Source organism: Streptomyces sp. NBC_00727 (assembly GCF_045161745.1).
Classification (GTDB): Bacteria; Actinomycetota; Actinomycetes; order Streptomycetales; family Streptomycetaceae; genus Streptomyces.
Genome location: NZ_CP108981.1, coordinates 2,444,911 through 2,463,247 on the forward strand (window position 1 = coordinate 2,444,911; position 18,337 = coordinate 2,463,247).

21 protein-coding genes and 1 tRNA gene are annotated in these 18,337 nt (G+C 68.7%); 9 read left to right on the plus strand and 13 right to left on the minus strand.

Annotation, left to right across the window (positions count from 1 at the left end; genetic code table 11):
- Window positions 1-32 precede the first annotated feature (32 nt).
- Window positions 33-752: a hypothetical protein gene (locus tag OG242_RS10870; protein ID WP_405897959.1), complete on the minus strand. Its 720-nt coding sequence runs from the start codon at window positions 750-752 to the stop codon at window positions 33-35.
- A gap of 654 nt (window positions 753-1,406) precedes the next feature.
- On the opposite strand from OG242_RS10870, the gene OG242_RS10875 reads away from it, so the two are divergent.
- Complete coding sequence (locus tag OG242_RS10875; RefSeq protein ID WP_405897960.1) at window positions 1,407-2,198, plus strand: IS5 family transposase; 792 nt, start codon at window positions 1,407-1,409, stop codon at window positions 2,196-2,198.
- On the opposite strand, the gene OG242_RS10880 is transcribed toward OG242_RS10875, so the two are convergent.
- Window positions 2,178-2,702 carry a hypothetical protein gene (locus OG242_RS10880; protein ID WP_405897961.1) on the minus strand — a complete coding sequence of 175 codons (525 nt, stop codon included), beginning with the start codon at window positions 2,700-2,702 and terminating at the stop codon, window positions 2,178-2,180. The genes OG242_RS10875 and OG242_RS10880 overlap by 21 nt on opposite strands.
- Before the next feature lie 120 nt (window positions 2,703-2,822).
- Here OG242_RS10880 and OG242_RS10885 point away from each other — a divergent pair, with 120 nt between their 5' ends.
- The 5 genes from OG242_RS10885 to OG242_RS10905 all read left to right on the plus strand — a co-directional run bounded on the left by OG242_RS10885 (window position 2,823) and on the right by OG242_RS10905 (window position 5,757).
- Window positions 2,823-3,536, plus strand: coding sequence for a hypothetical protein (locus tag OG242_RS10885; protein WP_405897962.1), 714 nt, complete (start codon window positions 2,823-2,825; stop codon window positions 3,534-3,536).
- A 39-nt stretch (window positions 3,537-3,575) separates the two neighbouring features.
- A complete protein-coding gene (locus tag OG242_RS10890; protein ID WP_405897963.1) occupies window positions 3,576-4,049 on the plus strand; it encodes a TrmO family methyltransferase in 474 nt (157 codons plus the stop codon).
- Between the two features lie 204 nt (window positions 4,050-4,253).
- Window positions 4,254-4,835, plus strand: coding sequence for an HNH endonuclease (locus OG242_RS10895; RefSeq protein ID WP_405897964.1), 582 nt, complete (start codon window positions 4,254-4,256; stop codon window positions 4,833-4,835).
- Window positions 4,832-5,653, plus strand: coding sequence for an HNH endonuclease (locus OG242_RS10900; protein ID WP_405897965.1), 822 nt, complete (start codon window positions 4,832-4,834; stop codon window positions 5,651-5,653). Before OG242_RS10895 ends, OG242_RS10900 begins: the two co-directional genes overlap by 4 nt.
- A gap of 32 nt (window positions 5,654-5,685) precedes the next feature.
- Window positions 5,686-5,757, plus strand: a tRNA-Leu gene (locus tag OG242_RS10905).
- A 48-nt stretch (window positions 5,758-5,805) separates the two neighbouring features.
- Here the strand turns inward: OG242_RS10905 and rdgB are convergent.
- A complete protein-coding gene (rdgB, locus tag OG242_RS10910) occupies window positions 5,806-6,408 on the minus strand; it encodes an RdgB/HAM1 family non-canonical purine NTP pyrophosphatase (protein WP_405897966.1) in 603 nt (200 codons plus the stop codon).
- Window positions 6,409-6,433: 25 nt separating this feature from the next.
- A complete protein-coding gene (locus OG242_RS10915; RefSeq protein ID WP_405897967.1) occupies window positions 6,434-7,000 on the minus strand; it encodes a TetR/AcrR family transcriptional regulator in 567 nt (188 codons plus the stop codon).
- 156 nt (window positions 7,001-7,156) lie between these two features.
- Between OG242_RS10915 and OG242_RS10920 the strand changes: the two genes are divergently transcribed.
- Window positions 7,157-8,743 carry a carboxylesterase/lipase family protein gene (locus OG242_RS10920; protein ID WP_405897968.1) on the plus strand — a complete coding sequence of 529 codons (1,587 nt, stop codon included), beginning with the start codon at window positions 7,157-7,159 and terminating at the stop codon, window positions 8,741-8,743.
- 47 nt (window positions 8,744-8,790) lie between these two features.
- On the opposite strand, the gene OG242_RS10925 is transcribed toward OG242_RS10920, so the two are convergent.
- The 3 genes from OG242_RS10925 to OG242_RS10935 all read right to left on the minus strand — a co-directional run bounded on the left by OG242_RS10925 (window position 8,791) and on the right by OG242_RS10935 (window position 10,384).
- Complete coding sequence (locus tag OG242_RS10925; protein ID WP_405897969.1) at window positions 8,791-9,183, minus strand: hypothetical protein; 393 nt, start codon at window positions 9,181-9,183, stop codon at window positions 8,791-8,793.
- 131 nt (window positions 9,184-9,314) lie between these two features.
- On the minus strand, window positions 9,315-10,052 hold the full coding sequence (gene rph, locus OG242_RS10930) for a ribonuclease PH (protein ID WP_405897970.1): 738 nt from the start codon (window positions 10,050-10,052) through the stop codon (window positions 9,315-9,317).
- 98 nt (window positions 10,053-10,150) lie between these two features.
- Window positions 10,151-10,384, minus strand: coding sequence for a glucose PTS transporter subunit EIIB (locus OG242_RS10935; protein ID WP_018517946.1), 234 nt, complete (start codon window positions 10,382-10,384; stop codon window positions 10,151-10,153).
- A 222-nt stretch (window positions 10,385-10,606) separates the two neighbouring features.
- Here OG242_RS10935 and OG242_RS10940 point away from each other — a divergent pair, with 222 nt between their 5' ends.
- The gene (locus OG242_RS10940; protein ID WP_405897971.1) at window positions 10,607-11,866 is read left to right on the plus strand and encodes a PTS transporter subunit EIIC; all 1,260 of its coding nucleotides are present in this window, start codon (window positions 10,607-10,609) and stop codon (window positions 11,864-11,866) included.
- A gap of 263 nt (window positions 11,867-12,129) precedes the next feature.
- Complete coding sequence (locus OG242_RS10945) at window positions 12,130-13,377, plus strand: PTS transporter subunit EIIC (protein WP_405897972.1); 1,248 nt, start codon at window positions 12,130-12,132, stop codon at window positions 13,375-13,377.
- Between the two features lie 78 nt (window positions 13,378-13,455).
- Here the strand turns inward: OG242_RS10945 and OG242_RS10950 are convergent, their stop codons facing one another.
- The 6 genes from OG242_RS10950 to OG242_RS10975 all read right to left on the minus strand — a co-directional run bounded on the left by OG242_RS10950 (window position 13,456) and on the right by OG242_RS10975 (window position 18,196).
- Window positions 13,456-14,208 carry an MBL fold metallo-hydrolase gene (locus OG242_RS10950; protein ID WP_405897973.1) on the minus strand — a complete coding sequence of 251 codons (753 nt, stop codon included), beginning with the start codon at window positions 14,206-14,208 and terminating at the stop codon, window positions 13,456-13,458.
- A 398-nt stretch (window positions 14,209-14,606) separates the two neighbouring features.
- Window positions 14,607-15,557: a PLP-dependent cysteine synthase family protein gene (locus OG242_RS10955; RefSeq protein ID WP_405897974.1), complete on the minus strand. Its 951-nt coding sequence runs from the start codon at window positions 15,555-15,557 to the stop codon at window positions 14,607-14,609.
- Entirely contained in the window at window positions 15,557-15,835 is a 279-nt protein-coding gene (locus OG242_RS10960) for a MoaD/ThiS family protein (protein ID WP_405897975.1), read from the minus strand. Before OG242_RS10960 ends, OG242_RS10955 begins: the two co-directional genes overlap by 1 nt.
- 126 nt (window positions 15,836-15,961) lie before the next feature.
- Window positions 15,962-16,090, minus strand: a complete 129-nt coding sequence (locus tag OG242_RS10965; RefSeq protein WP_256333043.1) for a putative leader peptide — start codon at window positions 16,088-16,090, stop codon at window positions 15,962-15,964.
- A gap of 121 nt (window positions 16,091-16,211) precedes the next feature.
- Window positions 16,212-16,643: a Mov34/MPN/PAD-1 family protein gene (locus OG242_RS10970; RefSeq protein WP_132902030.1), complete on the minus strand. Its 432-nt coding sequence runs from the start codon at window positions 16,641-16,643 to the stop codon at window positions 16,212-16,214.
- Between the two features lie 104 nt (window positions 16,644-16,747).
- A complete protein-coding gene (locus OG242_RS10975; RefSeq protein ID WP_405897976.1) occupies window positions 16,748-18,196 on the minus strand; it encodes an amino acid permease in 1,449 nt (482 codons plus the stop codon).
- Window positions 18,197-18,337 lie beyond the last annotated feature (141 nt).

An 18,337-nucleotide genomic window follows, 5' to 3' on the forward strand; every position in this document is an offset into this window, starting at 1 on the left:
GCGTCGAAGAGCGCGCACGGGGTGCTCGGCCATCAGAGAGTCTCCGATGTCTTGGCAGACCTGAACCGCGCGCGGATCGTTCGATCGCCTCGGCGCACGGCTTCGGCGAGCTGGGCCCGCTCCTGGGCGGGCAGTTCTCCGGCACTGAGCGCGCAGGAGCTGAGGAGCCGAAGGCATGCCTTCATTTCGCCGTCCATGGCCAGTTCGCGGGTGAACTGGTGTGAGAGCGCATCGCGTGCGGCGTAGCCGTCCCCGGTTCCCGCGGCGCGGCGGCAGAGATCGGCCACGATCTCCCTGGCAGCGGAGTTCTCTGGTGAGCCCACCAAGTCCAGAATCACCAGCCCAAGTCGAGATCGGCAGGCTGCCAGCCCTTCATGGTCAGGAAGAGCGAGGTAGGCGTCGACGAGGTTACGCAGAGAGCGCCGCCATTCCAGGCCGCTGCTGCGGAGGCAGAGGACCGTCAGGCAGTCCGTGACAGCGGCTTCCCAGACGTCGCCCGGTTCCGTGTGGATCAGCAGATGCTTGGCGTGCGCTGTGTCCGCGTTCAACAGCGCTGTAAGCACAGCTACTTGCCGCCCGTCGAGCATTCGGCGACCAAGACCGCGATGGCGTTGAACGTGTGACAGCGCTTCGCCCCAGCGGCCGGCACTGGTCAGTGCGCGGGTCCCGTCGGCCAGTAGGACGGCCCACAGCCAAGTGGTGACTTCGCGGCGGTCCTGTGCCGTGGACACGAGGTTCGCGGGAACGGTCACGCCGTAAATGGGCGCGGACTGGCCAGCAGCGACAGCATCGAAAAGGGACTCGAGTTGTTGGTACCCCGCGTCTGCGTTACCGGTCCGGAGTTGAAGTCGGGCGAGGTTGGCGACGGGCTCCAAGGCTCGGATCGCGTCTGCGGCTCCGAGGGGGGCCGCGTTTAGATAGGCCGCAGCATGCTGTCGGCACCAGGCGCGGGCCGTGTCCGTGTCACCGGTGTCGGAGGCAACCAAAGCGGCTTGGTTGTAAACGGTGGACGCCTTGCCGAGGTCGCCTTGAGCTGCCGCGGAGTCGGCGAGGAGGGAAAGGGCCTGGATGCGCTGAGGCAGTGGAAGACATGAAGGACGTGGGCGGGCCACGAGCGGGAAGCGCCTTGCGAGGGTGTCAGTAGCTGTTGTCGTTCCGATCGTGAGGGGTGGGCGTCGAACGGGCGTCTCGTTCGGGTGACCGTGGCCGGCTGTGGGCATGAAGGCAGGGCCTCTTGGTAGCTCGGGGTTGCGAAGCCAACCGAGATCCAGGAGACCCTGTTGCCGCAGTTGTACGTGCTCGCGCCGGTGAAGTTCAACTCGGCTGCCCTGTCGTGTGATTGTGTCGCTCACCGGTTCGGGAATGCGGCCGACCATCCAGAGCGTGTTCGGCGGTATCCCTCGGACATGACGGACGCGGAGTGGGCCGTGGTCCGGCCGCTGCTGCCGGTGCCGGGGTGGATGCGAGGTCGGGGCGGGCAGCCGGAGGCGTACTGCCACCGGGCGATACTGGATGCGATCCGCTATCTGGTCGACAACGGAACGAAGTGGCGGGCGATGCCGGCCGACTTCCCGCCGTGGGACCGGGTCTATGCGTTCTTCCGCCGCTGGCGCGACCACGCGCTGGTCAGAGAGTTCCACGACCGGCTGCGCGGCCGGGTCCGCGAGGAAGCGGGCCGGGACGCGGAACCGACGGCCGGCGTGATCGACTCGCAGTCCGTCAAGGCGGACGCCGTCGTCGGCGCCGACAGCCGCGGCTTCGACGGCGGCAAGCTGATCAACGGCCGCAAGCGGCACGTGGTGGTCGACACCCTCGGCCTGCTGCTGGGCGTGATGGTCACAAGCGCGGACATCGGCGACCGCGCTGCCGCGAAGGAACTACTCGCCCAGGTGGCCGGCGCTCATCACCGGCTGGAACTCGTCTGGGCCGACGGCGGCTACACCGGCAGCCTCGTCAAGCACTGCCTGACCGCCCTCGCGCTGGTCCTGGCCATCGTCAAGCGGAGCGACGACATGCGCGGATTCGTGGTGCTGCCCAAACGGTGGATCGTCGAGCGGCTCTTCGCCCACCTGATGCGAAGCCGCCGCCTGGCACGCGACTTCGAACGATCCACCACCAGCTCCGAGGCGATGATCTACTGGTCGATGACCATGATCATGACCCGCCGCCTGGCCCGCTCACGCTCCGCGCGAGGGTGAACCGGCCCGGTGCCGGCTCGGCCAGCCAGCCCCGCGCGACCAGGCGCTTCGCCTTCGACCGCAGCCCTCCACCTTGGCCGACACCACATCCATGCCGAACGCGGCGGCCAGTTCCTGACAGGTCAGCGGCCCTTGACCGAGACGGACCTGATCCTCGAGCGCGGCCAGGATGCGCTGGTAGTCCACCGACAGTGCCGTCCAGTCCAGCCCCTCGCGCCACACCGGAACCTGTGACCTCGCCTTCACCACCAGAGGCGCAGACGCCTCCACCTCGGCTTCCGTCACGGCCCCCTCTGGCACGTCGGTGGCGACCACGCCGGCTGAGTCACCGCCCGGCGCGGACAGCACCGCACCGACACGCTCGCGGGCGATCGTCCACTCCGACCACTCCTGCTCGGCCATCGCGAGCTCGGCCTGGATACGGTCGGCTTCCTCACGCAGCCCGTCCACACGACGACGAGCGGCAAGCTCGTGCTGTTCCAGCAGTCCGACAACCGACGGCATCCGCGACCTCCACGAGAGCGACGAAACGACGACCCATCACTCCCACATCAACGCCGCCCTACCCCTGACCAGCGAAAACACAGTCGTCAGACTCGGAAAGACAACAGCGTCTCAGGCTGGATGGCCTTCGACAACAGTGAGCATGCTGTTGCCCTCCAGCGATTCAGCATCGCGGTGAAACTGGCAGCCCGATCCGGCGACGCACCCTTGAGCGGGCACATCCTGAGAGCCATGGCCCACCAAGCGCTCGACATGGGGTTTCGTCATGAAGCTCTTCAACTCGCGCAGGCTTCTGTGCACGGCCAGCGGTACGCAGCCGCCACCCCGCGAGAACGAGCGCTCCTGGGCGTGGTGCACGCACGGGCTCTCGCAGCGAACCGATACAACGACCGGGCGGCTAAGGCTCTGTTGCGAGCCGAAGACGACCTCTCCAACGCACATGACGGGATCAAGGAGCCTGACCGGACGTTCTTCTTCGGAGAGGCATCCCTCGCCCATGAGACGGCCTGCACATTGCGTGACATGGGCGACCACCAGCGGGCAGTGAAGGAGTTTCGCCGTTCCGTACGTACACGCGGTGCTGCGTTCCGGCGCACGCACGCGGTCACCCTCGGGTATATGGGCGCGACGCAGATCGCCCAGGGCGGCGTGGAAGAGGCATGCGCAACGTGGGCCAGCGTTCTGGACGCGATGGAGGACGGGATCTACTCCGGTCGCGCCAGGCAGAGAGTCGTCGACATGCGGCATCTCCTGTCGCCCTACCGCAAACGCGGCATCCCTGCGGTGGGGGTCCTCGACGCCCGCGCGGCCTCGTATCTCGCCCAAGTAGGTTGATCGACAGCGTCCGTACATCCGAGTCGAGAGGACGGGACCATGGCCTTGGAGATCATTCCGATCGGGGAAGTCGTCGCTGGCCGAACCGAGGTGACCGATGACTACTGGGGCGGTGTCGAGTCCGTGATCCAGCTCGACAAGACAGAGTTCCCCATCGACTCCGTGCAGGGTTTGGAGGAGTTCTCCCACCTGGTGGTGGTGTGGCACTTCGACCAGGCATCACCTGACGATGTCGAGTACCACGCACGGAGCCCGCGGGGGAACACGCAGTGGCCGGCCACGGGAACGTTCGCACACCGCAACCATCGGCGCCCCAACCAGCTGGCTCAGAGCTTCCCTCGTCTGCTGGAAGTTGACGGCCTTCGGCTTCGGGTGACCGATCTGGACGCGGTGGTCGGCACAAAGATCTACGACGTGTCACCGTTCTTCACCGCGATGGGGCCGCTCGGCGTGGTCCGTGAGCCCGCCTGGCCGACCGAGATGCTGGTGGACTACTGGGCGAAGCGGAGCTGAACCGGCAGCGCGGGAGGAATTGCGGCCCGGCCCGTACGGCTTCCCCTCGAAGCGGTACGGGCCGTTCCGCATCTTGTCGGATATCGGACGTGACGTTCCGATAACCGGTTCGTTACTCCGTACGAGGCCGCGAACGGGCGGCCGGATGCGGAGGGGAACGTGCGGGTTCGGTACACGCGCGAGCTGCTTGAAGAGGCGGCGCGCATGACGACGAACATCAATGACGCCGTGCGGTGGTGCGGCGGAACGCCGACTCCGGGAGCGCGGAGCTACCTGCGGCAGAAGGTCGCGGAGTGGGGTGTGGATGTCTCGCACTTCGCCGACACGAGGGTGCGTCACACCGAAGAGAGGCTGCGCGATCTGGTGGCCAATTCCACGAGCGTGGCGGAGGTCGTGCGCCGTCTCGGCATCAATCCGGTGGGGGGAAATCACACGCATATCAGCCGCCGCATCGCCGCTCTCCGCATCGACACATCCCACTTCGTGCGCACGCCACCACGCCGCCCCAAGGGAGCTCGCGGGAACCCCCTTGTTCTCGGCGACCCGCACGACGGCCGGACCCCCGGCGAACGGCTGCGCCGAGAACTGGTACACACGGGGGTGATCGACGCGTGCGCAGAGTGCGACAACCCGGGCGAGTGGCAGGGTCAGCCACTTCGACTTGAAGTCGATCACATCAACGGCGACTGGTGGGACAACCGTCCTGCGAATCTCCGCACCCTGTGTCCCAACTGCCACGCGGCAACCGATACTTACCGCGGACGCAACCGGACGAGGACGGCGTGAGCGGCAAGTACACACGCAGTGTCCTCGAAAAGGCCGCAGCCACGGCGACCAGTCTTGTCGATCTGGTACGTGGGCTCGACGCGCCACTGGGCAGCCGCACATGCCGATACGTACGCGACCGGCTCCGGCACTACGGCATCGACACCTCCCACTTCGTGGATGAACCTCTTCCCGAACGGGCGCGCACGGCCTACACGTCCGCGCTCCTCGCCGAAGCGGCCGCCAACTCGTCCAGCATCAGAGAGATGTTCGAGTACATGGGCTTGCCGCCCAGCGACAGCCCGTACGGATACGTGCGGGCGAAGCTCGATCGACTCGGCATAGATACGTCCCACTTCACCAGCGGGCGCAGGCACGGGGCGCCCTCCGTCCCGCGCGAGCAGCTGGAAACCGCGGTTGCCGAGTCCGGGAGCCTCGCCGCCGTGTTGAAGGCGTTGGGACACGTCGACAACGGCGGCGCTCGCATCCGCCTGAAGCGGGACATCGCGAGATACCAACTGTCGACTACTCATTTCGTCGGGCAAGGCCACTCGGCGGGGACGCGCTCCCCGAACCGCAAACCGGCTGAGGAGATCCTCGTCCTGGGGGACGGCGCCTCCCGAGCCCGGACTTCCCTCTTGAGACGCGCGCTCGACGACGTGGGGCTTCCACGCGCCTGCGCGGTATGCGGAACCGGCGAGTCGTGGCGGGGGAAACGCCTCGTCCTGGAGATCGATCACATCAATGGCGACAGGTCGGACAACCAACTCCGAAACCTCCGCTACCTCTGCCCCTCGTGCCACAGCCAAACAGCGACATTCTCCAAACGCACCCACTGAGCCACCCCGAGGCGGTAGGCTTGCGACGGTATGCGCCCGTACGCCATCGGTGAGCGGCGGCCTTTAGGTGGCCGTGTATGTCGGTTCGAATCCGACCGGGCGTACCGACAGCAAGGTGCCCGGCCCCGTTCGCGGGGCCGGGCATCAGTGCGTCAGCCCACCAGCTCCCGCACCACCGGCACCAGCGCCCGGAACGCCTTCCCGCGATGACTGATCGCGTTCTTCTCGGCCGGGGTCAGTTCCGCGCACGTGCGGGTTTCGCCGTCCGGCTGGAGGATCGGGTCGTAGCCGAAGCCGTAGCCGCCGGCGGGAGCGTGGCGGAGGGTGCCGGTCAGGCGGCCCTCGACCACGCGTTCCGTGCCGTCCGGGAGGGCGAGGGCGGCGGCGCAGGCGAAGTAGGCCCCGCGGTGGGGGTCGGAGATGTCACCGAGCTGGGCGAGGAGCAGGTCCAGGTTGGCGCGGTCGTTGCCGTGGGTGCCGGACCAGCGGGCCGAGAAGATGCCGGGGGCGCCGCCGAGGACGTCCACGCAGAGGCCGGAGTCGTCGGCGATCGCGGGGTGGCCGGTGGCCTGGGCGAGGGCGTGGGCCTTGAGCAGGGCGTTCTCGGCGAAGGTGACGCCGGTCTCCTTGACGTCGGGGACCTCCGGATACGCGTCCGCGCCGACGAGTTCGTGGGTGAGGCCGGCGTCGGCGAGGATCGCGTGGAGTTCGGTGATCTTCCCGGCGTTGCGGGTGGCGAGGATGAGACGGGTCATGCGACCAGTATCGCCGGGCCCGGCCTCACGCCTCGTCGGGCAGGCAGGCGGCCAGGGCGCGGATGCCGGCCAGCACCTCGTCGGCGGTGGGGGCCGACTCCGGGTCGGTGATGTGCTGCATCATCAGGCCGCCGACCAGGGCGAGCTGTACGGACCCGAGGGTGCGCACGGTCTCCTCGGAGAGTTCGTCCTCGGGCGTGCCCGTGACCTCGTACGCCATGCCGCTGCGCCCGTGCCGCAGCCCGGCGGCGACCTGCTCGCGCAGTTCCGGGTCGCGCTGGGCGCGCAGGATCGTCTCCAGGTTCGCCAGCCAGAACGTCTTGTTGGCTGAGAACGCCTCGATGAGGCGGCTCCAGAGCGCCCCGGGGTCGCCGTCCCGCTCGGCCGGCCCGAATGCCTGCCCGCCGGAGTCGAGCGCCTCGAAGAGTGCCTGGTTGAGCAGGGCCTCCTTGGAGCCGAAGTGGTAGCCGATGGCCGCCATGCTGACGCCGGCCGCAGAGGCGAGGTCGCGGACGGTGGTGCGCTCGTACCCCTTCTCGAAGAGGCACTTCCTGGCCGCTTCCAGCAGCTTTTCCCGGTTTCCCATACTCATGCGCCGCATCCTAGGGCCGTCCGAGGGCGTGGGGCGACCGCCTGACGCAGACGTTTTGCGCGATCGCCTCATACAAGCGTCTTGCACGTTCGCCCAACTGCTGGCTATGTTGGCCCCGTTGGCGCACCGAAGATCACGTCGAGCTCTGGAGTCCGTATGAGTCCCCTGAAGTCCCGTGTCACCGCCCTCGCCGCGACCGTCGTCGGCGCGGCACTCGCCACGGCGGCACTGGCGCCGGTCGCCGACGCCTCGGAGCGCCGTCTCCCCTCCCGGGTGGTGACCGCCGAAGGCCCCGTGCAGGGGACGGTCACCGGCACGGTGCGTACGTTCCAGGGCATCCCGTACGCGGCTCCGCCGACCGGCGAGCTCCGGTGGAAGAAGCCGCAGCCGGTCCGGCCGTGGTCGGCCACGCTGGATGCCCGCGCCCCGAGGAGCGCGTGCGCGCAACCGACGGATCAGCCCATCTCGATCGCGGGCGGCGGCAGCGAGGACTGCCTGTATCTGAATGTGACGACGCCGGCGGGGCGGTCGGCGCGGCCCCGGCCGGTGATCGTGTGGATCCACGGCGGGAGCTTCGCGTACGGGGACGGGGCGAGCTACGGCGCGGCGAAGCTGGCGGCCGCGCGGCAGGGTGCGGTGGTGGTGTCGGTCAATTACCGGCTGGGGGCGTTCGGGTTCCTGTCGGCGCCCGGTCTGCGCGCTCCGGCGAATCTGGGGCTGCTCGACCAGCAGGCGGCGTTGCGGTGGGTGGCGCGCAATGCCGGTGCGTTCGGTGGCGACGCGGACAACGTGACGCTCATGGGGCAGTCGGGCGGGGCCTACAGCGTGTGCGCCCATATGGTGTCACCGGGGGCGCGGGGGCTGTTCCACAAGGCGATCCTGCAGAGCGCGGGGTGCGTCGGGCCGGACGGTTCGTTCACGCGGGCGCGGGCGGAGGAGCAGGGCGAGGCCGTCGTCGCGGCGGCCGGGTGCAAGGACGGGGAGGAGGTCGACTCCTGCTTGCGGGGCCTGTCGACGGCCGACCTGGTCAAGGCGTCCGCGTCGGGTCATGACGGGTTCCGGCCGGTGGTGGACGGTGAGGTGGTGCCGGAGGCGCCGTCGCGGGCGATCGCGGCGGGGCGGTTCGCGCGGGTGCCGGTGCTGCACGGTTCGACGCGTGACGAGATGAGCGGGCTGGCCGGTATGGAGGAGCTTTCGACGGGCCGGCCGATGACCGCCGAGAGGTACGCGGAGAAGGTGGCGGAGCGGTTCAAGGCGGACGCCCCGGCGGTGCTGGCCGAGTACCCGGCGGAGCGGTATCCGGCTCCGGCTGTGGCGTTGTCGGCGGCGCTCACGGATTCGGAGTGGTCGACGGCGGCGCTGGACACGCAGCGGGCGCTGGCGCGGCATACGTCGGTGTACGCGTACGAGTTCGCCGAGGAGTCGGCTCCGTACTTCCGGGGGGTGCCGCGTCCGGCGAGCTTCTCCCTGGGTACGAGCCACATGACCGACCTCGCCTACTTGTTCGAGAACGAGCTCTTCGAGCCGCTGGACGCGGCGCAGGCGGAGTTGTCGGACACGGTGGTCGGGTACTGGAGCCGGTTCGCGAGCACCGGGCGGATGGGCGGTCCGGGGCTGCCGGCGTGGCAGCGGTTCACGAACGGTGGGGAGTACGTGCAGCGGCTCGCGTCCGGGAACATCGGGCGGACGGACTTCGCGGCCGGTCACCACTACGTCTTCTGGAAGGGGCTCGCCTCGTCCTGAGGTCCCGTCGGTGTCCCGGCGGCCATGTGTCGCCGGGACTCTTCGCGTCAGGGGGTGCAGACCTTGGCGATCTCGCCGGCGGCGTCGGTGACGGGGGTGATGTCCGGGGTCGCGTCGCCGTTGTCGATGGCGTCGCGGACGTTGGTGACGCCTGCCTGGAGGTCGTCCACGGCCTTGCCCAGGTCGGCGTCGTCCGTCTTGTCGCCGAGGTTGCCGAGTTCCTTCTGGATGTCGTCGAGGGCCTCGGATGCCTGGGTGGGGTCGTCGGAGGCGTTGGAGACGGCCTGGCGGAGGTTGTCGACGCTGGTGGCGATGGCGTCGGCGGTGCGTACGCAGTCGAGTGTCTTGTCGAGGGCGCCGCAGCCCGCCGCCGCGGTGACGGTGATGAGTGCGGCGGTGACGGCCAGTGCGGTGCGGTGGTGCCGGTGGCGCGTGGCCATGGTGGGTCCCTCCCCGGGTGCGGATACGCGGACGGGCGCACGGTTCGATCCGTGCGCCCGTATGCGTATCGACGCCGTCGGCCGGGACTTGGTTGCTTCTTTGCCTTTTCGGGCGGTGAGTTCAGGCGGGCTCAGGCGCCGAGCGTGGTGGCCAGGGCCTCGTTCTGGAGCCGTGCGAGGTCGACGCAGCCGGCGGTGGCGAGGTCGAGCAGTGCGTTGAGTTCCGTACGGTCGAAGGGCTCGGCCTCGGCGGTGCCCTGCACCTCGACGAAGCGGCCGTCGCCGGTGCAGACGACGTTCATGTCGGTCTCGGCGCGGACGTCCTCCTCGTAGCAGAGGTCGAGGAGGGGGGTGCCGTCGACGATGCCGACGCTGACGGCGGAGACGGTGCCGGTCAGTGGCTTGCGGCCGTGCTTGATGATCTTCTTGCCCTGGGCCCAGGCGATGGCGTCGGCGAGGGCGACGTAGGCGCCGGTGATGGCGGCGGTGCGGGTGCCGCCGTCGGCCTGGAGGACGTCGCAGTCGAGGACGATGGTGTTCTCGCCGAGGGCCTTGTAGTCGATGACGGCGCGCAGGGAACGGCCGATGAGGCGGCTGATCTCGTGGGTGCGGCCGCCGATCTTGCCGCGTACGGATTCGCGGTCGCCGCGGGTGTTGGTGGAGCGGGGCAGCATGGAGTATTCGGCGGTGACCCAGCCCTCGCCGCTGCCTTTGCGCCAGCGCGGCACGCCTTCGGTGACGGAGGCGGTGCAGAAGACTTTGGTGTCGCCGAAGGAGACGAGTACGGAACCTTCGGCGTGCTTGCTCCATCCGCGTTCGATGGTGACGGGGCGGAGCTGGTCGGGGGTGCGGCCGTCGATACGAGACATGGCGCCGAGCCTATCGGGTGGCGGGGGCCTCGTTTTCCGGTGCGCCGCAGGCCCCGTCCGGGGTGGGCGGGGCCTGCGGGGCGGGGTTCAGGCGGTCGTCACATCATGTCTTCGATGTCGGCCGCGATGGGGTCGGCGTCGGTGCCGATGACGACCTGGATCGCGGTGCCCATCTTGACGACGCCGTGGGCGCCGGCGGCCTTGAGCGCGGCTTCGTCGACCTTGCTGGGGTCGATGACCTCGGTGCGGAGGCGGGTGATGCAGCCCTCGACCTCTTCGATGTTCTCGATTCCGCCGAGCCCGGCGACGATCTTCTCAGCCTTGCTGGCCATGGCCTTCTCCCTGGTTCCTCATGTGTGTGGGACGGCCCACCACGGGTCCGTTTCGTCACGGTAACGCACGGTTGGCCCAACTTCACGGGCGGGCAACCGCACGGTCCTCAATGATGACGATCACCGGCGTCCTGCCTCACGGCCGGGCTCCGCACCGTATCGCGACTGGTCTACACCAGTTTGCGACAACCGCCAAACCAGGCGTGTCCCGGGAGGATGCCGATGAGTTCGAACGCGGCCGCAGTACCGCAGCGGAAGTGGTGGAACGGGCCGGTCCAGGGCCTGCAGAAGGTCGGCCGCAGCCTGCAGTTGCCGGTGGCCGTGCTTCCTGCGGCGGGTCTGCTGGTCAGCCTCGGCAATCTCTTCGACTCCTCCCTGCACGGCGCCTTCTGGGACAAGTTCGCGAAGGTCCTCCTCAACGGCGGAACCGCGATCCTCGACGGCGAGCTGGGCCTGCCGCTGCTCTTCTGCATCGGTGTCGCGATCGGCTTCGCGAAGAAGGCGGACGGCTCGACCGCGCTCGCGGCCGTCGCCGGCTTCCTGGTCTACCGGGGGGTGCTGACGGCGTTCCCGGTGGACGGTTCGGTGACCAAGGACGTCCCGGAGGGGGTGCCGCAGAATCCGGGCGTGCTGGGCGGGATCATCATCGGTCTGCTGACGGCCGTGGTCTGGCAGCGCTACCACCGCACGAAGCTGGTCGACTGGCTCGGCTTCTTCAACGGCCGCCGGCTGGTCCCGATCCTGATGGCCTTCCTCTGCGTGATCCTGGGCGTGCTGTTCGGGCTGCTGTGGCAGCCGGTGGGCGACGCGCTGACCTGGTTCGCCAAGCAGCTGATCGACCTGGGTGCGTGGGGCGCGGCGATCTTCGGGTTCGCGAACCGGTTGCTGATCCCGATCGGCATGCACCAGTTCCTGAACACGTTCTTCTGGTTCCAGGCGGGCGACTACACCGGGGCCGACGGAGGCACGGTCCAGGGCGACATCTCCCGCTTCTTCGCCGGGGACCCGTCCGCCGGGCAGTTCACCTCGGGCTTCTTCCCGATCATGATGTTCGGGCTGCCCGCGGCGGCGCTGGCCATCGCGCACACGGCGCGGCCCGAGCGGCGCAAGGAGGTGGCCGGGCTGATGCTGTCGGTCGCGCTGACGTCGTTCGTGACGGGTGTGACGGAGCCGCTGGAGTTCTCGTTCCTCTTCGTCGCCCCTCTGCTGTACGGGGTGCACGCGATCCTGACCGGTGTGTCGATGGGCGTCACCTGGGCGCTGGGCGTGCACGCGGGGTTCAGCTTCTCGGCGGGGTTGATCGACTACGTCGTCAACTGGCACCTCGATACGAAGCCTTGGCTGATCATCCCGATCGGGCTCTGTTTCGCGGTCGTCTACTACGTGATCTTCCGGTTCGCGATCACCAAGTTCAACCTGCCGACGCCGGGCCGCGAGCCCGAGGAGGTGGAGGAGGACATCGAGAGGAACCTCACGAAGTAGCCTTTATGCAAGGTCACTGACCTTGTGAGCGCGGCCCCCGGACCATGCGGTCCGGGGGCTTTTCGCATGTCACGGTGCGTATGCGGAGGCTGCTGCGAAGTAGTCGCAAATCGCAGGTTCCTTATCTATCCCTCACCGTGCTACAACTGGTCTACACCACTCAGTGGTCCAGACCACGTGACGCCTACGCGTCCCGTTCCTCGAGTCGTCGCCCACCCAAAACCCCCTGTCCCCGGCGGCGCCTTGCTTACTGGAGGAAGTTGATGAGTACGGCCACCGCTACGGCGGCCCCCGCGAAGAAGCGGGGCTCCGGCCTGTTCCAGGGCCTGCAGAAGGTGGGTCGCAGCCTGCAGCTGCCGATCGCGGTGCTGCCGGCGGCAGGCATTCTGCTCCGCCTCGGCCAGCCCGACGTCTTCGGTGACGACGGTCTCGGCTGGGACAAGGTCGCGTCCGTGTTCGCCACTGCCGGCGGCGCGGTCTTCGACAACCTTCCGATGCTCTTCTGCATCGGTGTCGCCATCGGCTTCGCCAAGAAGTCGGACGGCTCGACCGCCCTCGCGGCACTGGTCGGCTTCCTGGTGTACAGCAATGTGCTCAAGGCCTTCCCGGTCACCGAAGCGGTGGTCCAGAAGGGCGCGGACACGGCCGCCACGTACAACAACCCGGGCGTCCTCGGCGGCATCCTGATGGGTCTCGTCACCGCGATCCTGTGGCAGAAGTTCCACCGCACCAAGCTGGTGGACTGGCTCGGCTTCTTCAACGGCCGCCGCCTCGTCCCGATCATCATGGCCTTCGTCGGCGTGGTCTTCGGTGTCTTCTTCGGCCTGGTCTGGGAGCCCATCGGCGACGGCATATCCAACTTCGGCGAGTGGATGACCGGTCTCGGCTCCTTCGGTGCCGGCCTCTTCGGCCTGATCAACCGCGCGCTGATCCCCGTCGGTATGCACCAGTTCGTCAACACGGTCTCGTGGTTCCAGCTGGGTGACTTCACTGACGCCACCGGCGCCATCGTGCACGGTGACCTGAACCGCTTCTTCGCCCACGACCCGACCGCCGGCCAGTTCATGTCGGGCTTCTTCCCGATCATGATGTTCGGCCTCCCGGCCGCCGCCATCGCCATCGCGCACTCCGCCCGCCCCGAGCGCCGCAAGGCCGTCATGGGCATGATGGTCTCCCTGGCCCTGACCTCGTTCGTCACCGGTGTGACCGAGCCGATCGAGTTCTCGTTCATGTTCATCGCGCCGCTGCTGTACGCGATCCACGCGGTCCTCACCGCGATCTCGATGGCCGTCACCTGGGCCCTGGGTGTCCACGCCGGGTTCACCTTCTCGGCCGGCTTCATCGACTACGCGCTGAACTGGAACCTGGCGACCAAGCCGTGGCTGATCATCCCGATCGGTCTTGTCTTCGCGGTGATCTACTACGTGGTCTTCCGCTTCGCCATCACCAAGTTCAACCTCACCACCCCGGGCCGCGAGCCCGAGGAAGAGGTCGAGGACCTGACCAAGTAGGTCCGGCCCGACAGCCCGAAGCCCTCACCTTCCCGGCGGAAGGTGAGGGCTTCGTCGTACGCGTACGAGCGGCACCGCTCAGATCTCGTACACCGCGCCCGGCGCCGCGAGTTCCGCCGGGCCGTCGAAGACCTCGCGGGCGTCGGCGAGGTTGCGTTCGGCGTCGGTCCACGGCGGGATGTGGGTGAGCACCAGGCGTCCGGCGCCGGCCCGGGCGGCCACCTCGCCGGCCTCGCGGCCGTTGAGGTGGAGGTCCGGGATGTCCTCCTTGCCGTGCACGAACGACGCCTCGCAGAGGAAGAGGCCGGTGCCCTCGGCCAGCTCGTCCAGCGCCTCGCAGGTGCCGGTGTCCCCGGAGTACGTGAGCGAGGAGCCGCCGTGCTCGATGCGGATGCCGAACGTGTCGACCGGGTGGCGGAGCTTCTCCGTGCGCACCGAGAAGGGGCCGATGTCGAACCATCCCGGCTTCAGCGTGTGGAAGTCGAAGACCTCGCTCATCGCGTGGTCGGACGGGGTGTCCGCGTGCGCGGTGGTGAGCCGCTGCTCCGTGCCGTCCGGGCCGTAGACCGGGATGCGGGCAGGGCGGTCGCCGCCGTGCGGGTAGTACCGGACGACGAAGTACGCGCACATGTCGATGCAGTGGTCGGCGTGCAGGTGGCTGAGGAAGATGGCGTCGAGGTCGTAGAGACCGACGTGGCGCTGCAGCTCGCCGAGGGCGCCGTTGCCCATGTCGAGGAGCAGCCTGAAGCCGTCGGCCTCTACGAGGTAGCTCGAGCATGCCGATCCCGTGGAGGGGAACGAGCCGGAGCAGCCGACGACGGTGAGCTTCATGGAGCGTGAACCTCCGAGACGTGGGAACGGGGAGGGTTCGTGCGGTTCTCGCGGTGCGGTTTGTTGAGCGTAAGGCGCGGGGGAGCGGGTCGCTCCTTTGGGGCGGGTCGTTGTGGGGGAACTCACCTGCGCTGTCACCGGTTCGGGTGGTGGGGGCGCCTGCGGCGGGCCTGTTCCCCTACCCGCCCCTTCCCTAAACCGGGGCGCTGCCCCGGACCCCGCTCCTCAAACGCCGGAGGGGCTGGGTTTCGCGGCGGGGCTGGGTTTCGCAGCCGGGCTGGGTTTCGCGGCGCGAATGAAAAAGCCCCCGTTGCCGCAGATCTGCGGCAACGGGGGCACAATCAAGCCCCTCCGGCGATTGAGGAGCGGGGGTCCGGGGGCAGCGCCCCCGGAAACGGCTACGCCCAGAGCTGGCCCTGCAACGCGGCGATCGCCGCCTCCGTGGTAGGCGCGGTGTACACGCCGGTGGACAGGTACTTCCAGCCCCCGTCGGCCACGACGAACACGATGTCCGCGGTCTCCCCCGCCTTCACCGCCTTGTTGCCGACCCCGATCGCGGCGTGCAGCGCCGCCCCGGTGGAGACGCCCGCGAAGATGCCCTCCTGCTGGAGGAGTTCGCGGGTGCGGGTGACGGCGTCCGCGGAGCCGACGGAGAAGCGGGTGGTCAGGACCGACGCGTCGTAGAGCTCGGGGACGAAGCCCTCGTCGAGGTTGCGGAGGCCGTAGACGAGGTCGTCGTAGCGCGGCTCGGCGGCCACGATCCTGATGCCCTCGACGTGTTCGCGCAGGTAGCGGCCGACGCCCATGAGGGTGCCCGTCGTGCCGAGGCCCGCGACGAAGTGGGTGACCGAGGGGAGGTCGGCGAGGATCTCCGGGCCGGTCGTCGCGTAGTGGGCGCCCGCGTTGTCGGGGTTGCCGTACTGGTAGAGCATCACCCAGTCCGGGTGTTCGGCCGAGAGTTCCTTGGCGACGCGGACCGCGGTGTTGGAGCCGCCGGCCGCCGGGGAGGAGATGATCTCGGCGCCCCACATGGCGAGCAGGTCGCGCCGTTCCTGGGAGGTGTTCTCCGGCATGACGCACACGATGCGGTAGCCCTTGAGCTTGGCCGCCATGGCGAGGGAGATGCCGGTGTTGCCGCTGGTGGGTTCGAGGATGGTGCAGCCGGGGGTGAGCCGGCCGTCCTTCTCGGCCTGCTCGACCATGTGGAGCGCGGGGCGGTCCTTGATCGAGCCGGTGGGGTTGCGGTCCTCCAGCTTGGCCCAGATGCGGACGTCGTCCGAGGGTGACAGCCGCGGCAGGCGGACGAGCGGGGTGTTGCCCACCGCGGCGAGCGGGCTGTCGAAGCGCATCAGTTCATGCCGCCGGCGACGGCCGGGAGGATGGTGATGCTGTCGCCGTCGGTGAGCTTGGTGGAGATGCCGTCCAGGAAGCGGACGTCCTCGTCGTTCAGGTAGACGTTGACGAAGCGGCGCAGCTGGTCGCCGTCGACGATCCGCTCCCGGATGCCGGTGTGGCGGCTCTCCAGGTCCGTGAAGAGGTCGGCGAGGGTGTCCCCCTGGCCCTCGACGGCCTTGGCGCCGTCGGTGTAGGTGCGGAGGATGGTCGGGATGCGGACCTCGATGGCCATGGCGTGGGCTCCTGTCGAAGCGGAGTGGTGGCGGTGGGCGTGGGGCGTGCTGCTTGGCCCTCGCGCGGGGGTCGGTACGTGGTGCGGTGGCGCCCGGGCGGTCGGCGGCGCCGGGGGTGGCCCGGCTCAGGCCTCGCGGCCGGCGGCGGGCCGGTGGTTCGTACAGATCGCGCTGGAGAGGCGGCACAGGTCGACGTGCAGGCGCGCCACGAGCAGCGAGCCCGGCGTCTTGTCACTCACGTCATGGGGAACCATGCGGTCATCGTATCGATTCCCGGCCGGGGATTCGGAGTGTGATCTCACCTGGTGGATGCTTGGCGTTCGGTGGGTGGACAGGGCCGGGGTGCGCGGCCCTGTCCCGCCGCTGCCGGTGTGGTCAGGCCGCCGGGTACGCCTCGACGACCGCGACCTCCTCCTCGGTGATCTCGCCGTCCACGATGCGGTACGAGCGGAACTGGAAGGGGCCGGCGTCGTCGGTGTCCGCGGTGGAGACGAGCACGTAGTGGGCGCCGGGCTCGTTTGCGTACGTGACGTCGGTGCGCGAGGGGTAGGCCTCGGTGGCGGTGTGCGAGTGGTAGACGATCACGGGCTCCTCGTCGCGGTCGTCCATCTCGCGGTAGAGCTTGAGCAGGTCGGCCGAGTCGAACTCGTAGAACGTGGGCGAGCGGGCGGCGTTGAGCATGGGGATGAAGCGTTCGGGGCGGCCGCTGCCGGCGGGTCCGGCGACGACGCCGCACGCCTCGTCGGGGTGGTCGGCGCGGGCGTGCGCGACGATCTGGTCGTACAGCGTCTGGGTGATGGTCAGCATGGCGCCCAGGATAGGACGACGGGCCCCCGCGTACCGAGGGGTGGTACGCGGGGGCCCGCATCGTGGAACGTCGCTGGTGGGGGCGTACGTCTCGGGCGTACGCGTCAGCGCTTCACGCGTTCGGCGAAGGCCCTGCCCTCCGGGTTCCTGGACTTCAGGACCAGGTAGGAGACGCCGAGGATCAGGGCCCACAGCGGGGCGCAGTACAGCGAGATCCTGGCGTCCTTGTCGATGCCCATCATCACGATGACCACGGCGATGAACGCCAGGGCGAAGCCGCTGGTGTACGGGGCTCCGGGGGCGCGGAACGTGGACTGCGGGAGCAGTCCGCGCTCGGCCAGGCGGCGGTAGCGGATCTGGCTGACGAGGATCATGATCCAGGCCCACATGCCGGAGATGGTGGCGAAGGAGACGACGTAGGTGAAGGCGTCGCCGGGCCACTGGTAGTTGATCCAGACGCCGACGAGCATGAGCGCCGCGGAGAAGGTGGTGCCGACGAGCGGGGTGCCGCTGCGGGTGAGGCGGGTGAAGAACTTCGGGCCCTGGCCGTTGAGCGCGAGGTCGCGCAGCATGCGGCCGGTGGAGTACATGCCGGAGTTGCAGGAGGAGAGCGCGGCGGTCAGGACGACGAAGTTGACGATGCCGGCGCCGACGCCGAGGCCCATCTTCTTGAAGGCTTCGACGAACGGGGAGACGTCCGGTGTGAACTCGGTCCAGGGCACCACCGAGAGGATCATGATCAGGGCGCCGATGTAGAAGACGGCGATGCGCCAGGGCACGGTGTTGATGGCCTTGGGCAGGACGGTCTTGGGGTCCTTGGACTCGCCGGCGGTGACGCCGACGAGTTCGACGGCGAGGAAGGCGAACATCACGATCTGCAGGGTCATCAGGGTGCCCTTGATGCCGTGCGGGAAGAAGCCGCCGTCGGACCAGAGGTGGCTGACGCTCGCGGTGTCCCCGGCGTCGGAGAAGCCGAGGGTGAGGATTCCGGCGCAGATGAGGATCATGCCGACGATGGCGGTGACCTTGACCATGGAGAACCAGAACTCCAGCTCTCCGAAGAGCTTTACGGAGATGAGGTTCACGCCGTAGAGAATGATCGTGAAGACCAGGGCCGAGACCCATTGCGGAATGGAGAACCAGAAGGTCATGTACTGGGCGGCCGCGGTGACCTCGGTGATTCCGGTGACGACCCAGAACAGCCAGTACGTCCAGCCGGTGACGAAGCCCGCGAAGGGGCCGATGAATTCGCGTGCGTACTCCGAGAAGGAGCCCGAGACCGGGCGGTACATGAGGAGTTCGCCCAGGGCGCGCATGATGAAGAAGATGACCAGGCCGGCTATGGCGTAGGCCAGGATGAGACTGGGTCCGGCTTTCGCGATGGCCTTGCCGGCGCCGAGGAAGAGCCCGGTGCCGATGGCCCCGCCGATCGCGATCATCTGGATCTGGCGGGCGCCGAGTGCTCTCTGGTAGCCCTCGGCGGAGGTGGTGGCATCCGCGGCTGCGGCGTGCGGGCCGTCCTGCCCTTTGTCGTCGATCTGCGCCGATGTCATGTGGTTGCGCCTTTCTCCACGCCGATCCGCGCCTTACGGCCGCGGATCAGGTCCTGATCCCCCCCGGATACGGATGGAGTGCCGCCGGTGGTTACCGGCTGATAGCGCCTACCCGGGAACATGGGTGGCGTTCCCGGGCGG

Coding starts and splice junctions, on each gene's coding strand:
- OG242_RS10880 (WP_405897961.1), bottom strand. CDS start 2,702: ATGCCGTCGGTTGTCGGACTGCTGGAACAGCACGAGCTTGCCGCTCGT.
- OG242_RS10885 (WP_405897962.1), top strand. CDS start 2,823: ATGGCCTTCGACAACAGTGAGCATGCTGTTGCCCTCCAGCGATTCAGC.
- rdgB (WP_405897966.1), bottom strand. CDS start 6,408: ATGACCCGTCTCATCCTCGCCACCCGCAACGCCGGGAAGATCACCGAA.
- OG242_RS10925 (WP_405897969.1), bottom strand. CDS start 9,183: ATGGCCACGCGCCACCGGCACCACCGCACCGCACTGGCCGTCACCGCC.
- OG242_RS10890 (WP_405897963.1), top strand. CDS start 3,576: ATGGCCTTGGAGATCATTCCGATCGGGGAAGTCGTCGCTGGCCGAACC.
- OG242_RS10935 (WP_018517946.1), bottom strand. CDS start 10,384: ATGGCCAGCAAGGCTGAGAAGATCGTCGCCGGGCTCGGCGGAATCGAG.
- OG242_RS10950 (WP_405897973.1), bottom strand. CDS start 14,208: ATGAAGCTCACCGTCGTCGGCTGCTCCGGCTCGTTCCCCTCCACGGGA.
- OG242_RS10940 (WP_405897971.1), top strand. CDS start 10,607: ATGAGTTCGAACGCGGCCGCAGTACCGCAGCGGAAGTGGTGGAACGGG.
- OG242_RS10875 (WP_405897960.1), top strand. CDS start 1,407: ATGACGGACGCGGAGTGGGCCGTGGTCCGGCCGCTGCTGCCGGTGCCG.
- OG242_RS10915 (WP_405897967.1), bottom strand. CDS start 7,000: ATGAGTATGGGAAACCGGGAAAAGCTGCTGGAAGCGGCCAGGAAGTGC.
- OG242_RS10920 (WP_405897968.1), top strand. CDS start 7,157: ATGAGTCCCCTGAAGTCCCGTGTCACCGCCCTCGCCGCGACCGTCGTC.
- OG242_RS10955 (WP_405897974.1), bottom strand. CDS start 15,557: ATGCGCTTCGACAGCCCGCTCGCCGCGGTGGGCAACACCCCGCTCGTC.
- OG242_RS10945 (WP_405897972.1), top strand. CDS start 12,130: ATGAGTACGGCCACCGCTACGGCGGCCCCCGCGAAGAAGCGGGGCTCC.
- OG242_RS10965 (WP_256333043.1), bottom strand. CDS start 16,090: ATGGTTCCCCATGACGTGAGTGACAAGACGCCGGGCTCGCTGCTCGTG.
- OG242_RS10960 (WP_405897975.1), bottom strand. CDS start 15,835: ATGGCCATCGAGGTCCGCATCCCGACCATCCTCCGCACCTACACCGAC.
- OG242_RS10895 (WP_405897964.1), top strand. CDS start 4,254: ATGACGACGAACATCAATGACGCCGTGCGGTGGTGCGGCGGAACGCCG.
- OG242_RS10970 (WP_132902030.1), bottom strand. CDS start 16,643: ATGCTGACCATCACCCAGACGCTGTACGACCAGATCGTCGCGCACGCC.
- OG242_RS10975 (WP_405897976.1), bottom strand. CDS start 18,196: ATGACATCGGCGCAGATCGACGACAAAGGGCAGGACGGCCCGCACGCC.
- rph (WP_405897970.1), bottom strand. CDS start 10,052: ATGTCTCGTATCGACGGCCGCACCCCCGACCAGCTCCGCCCCGTCACC.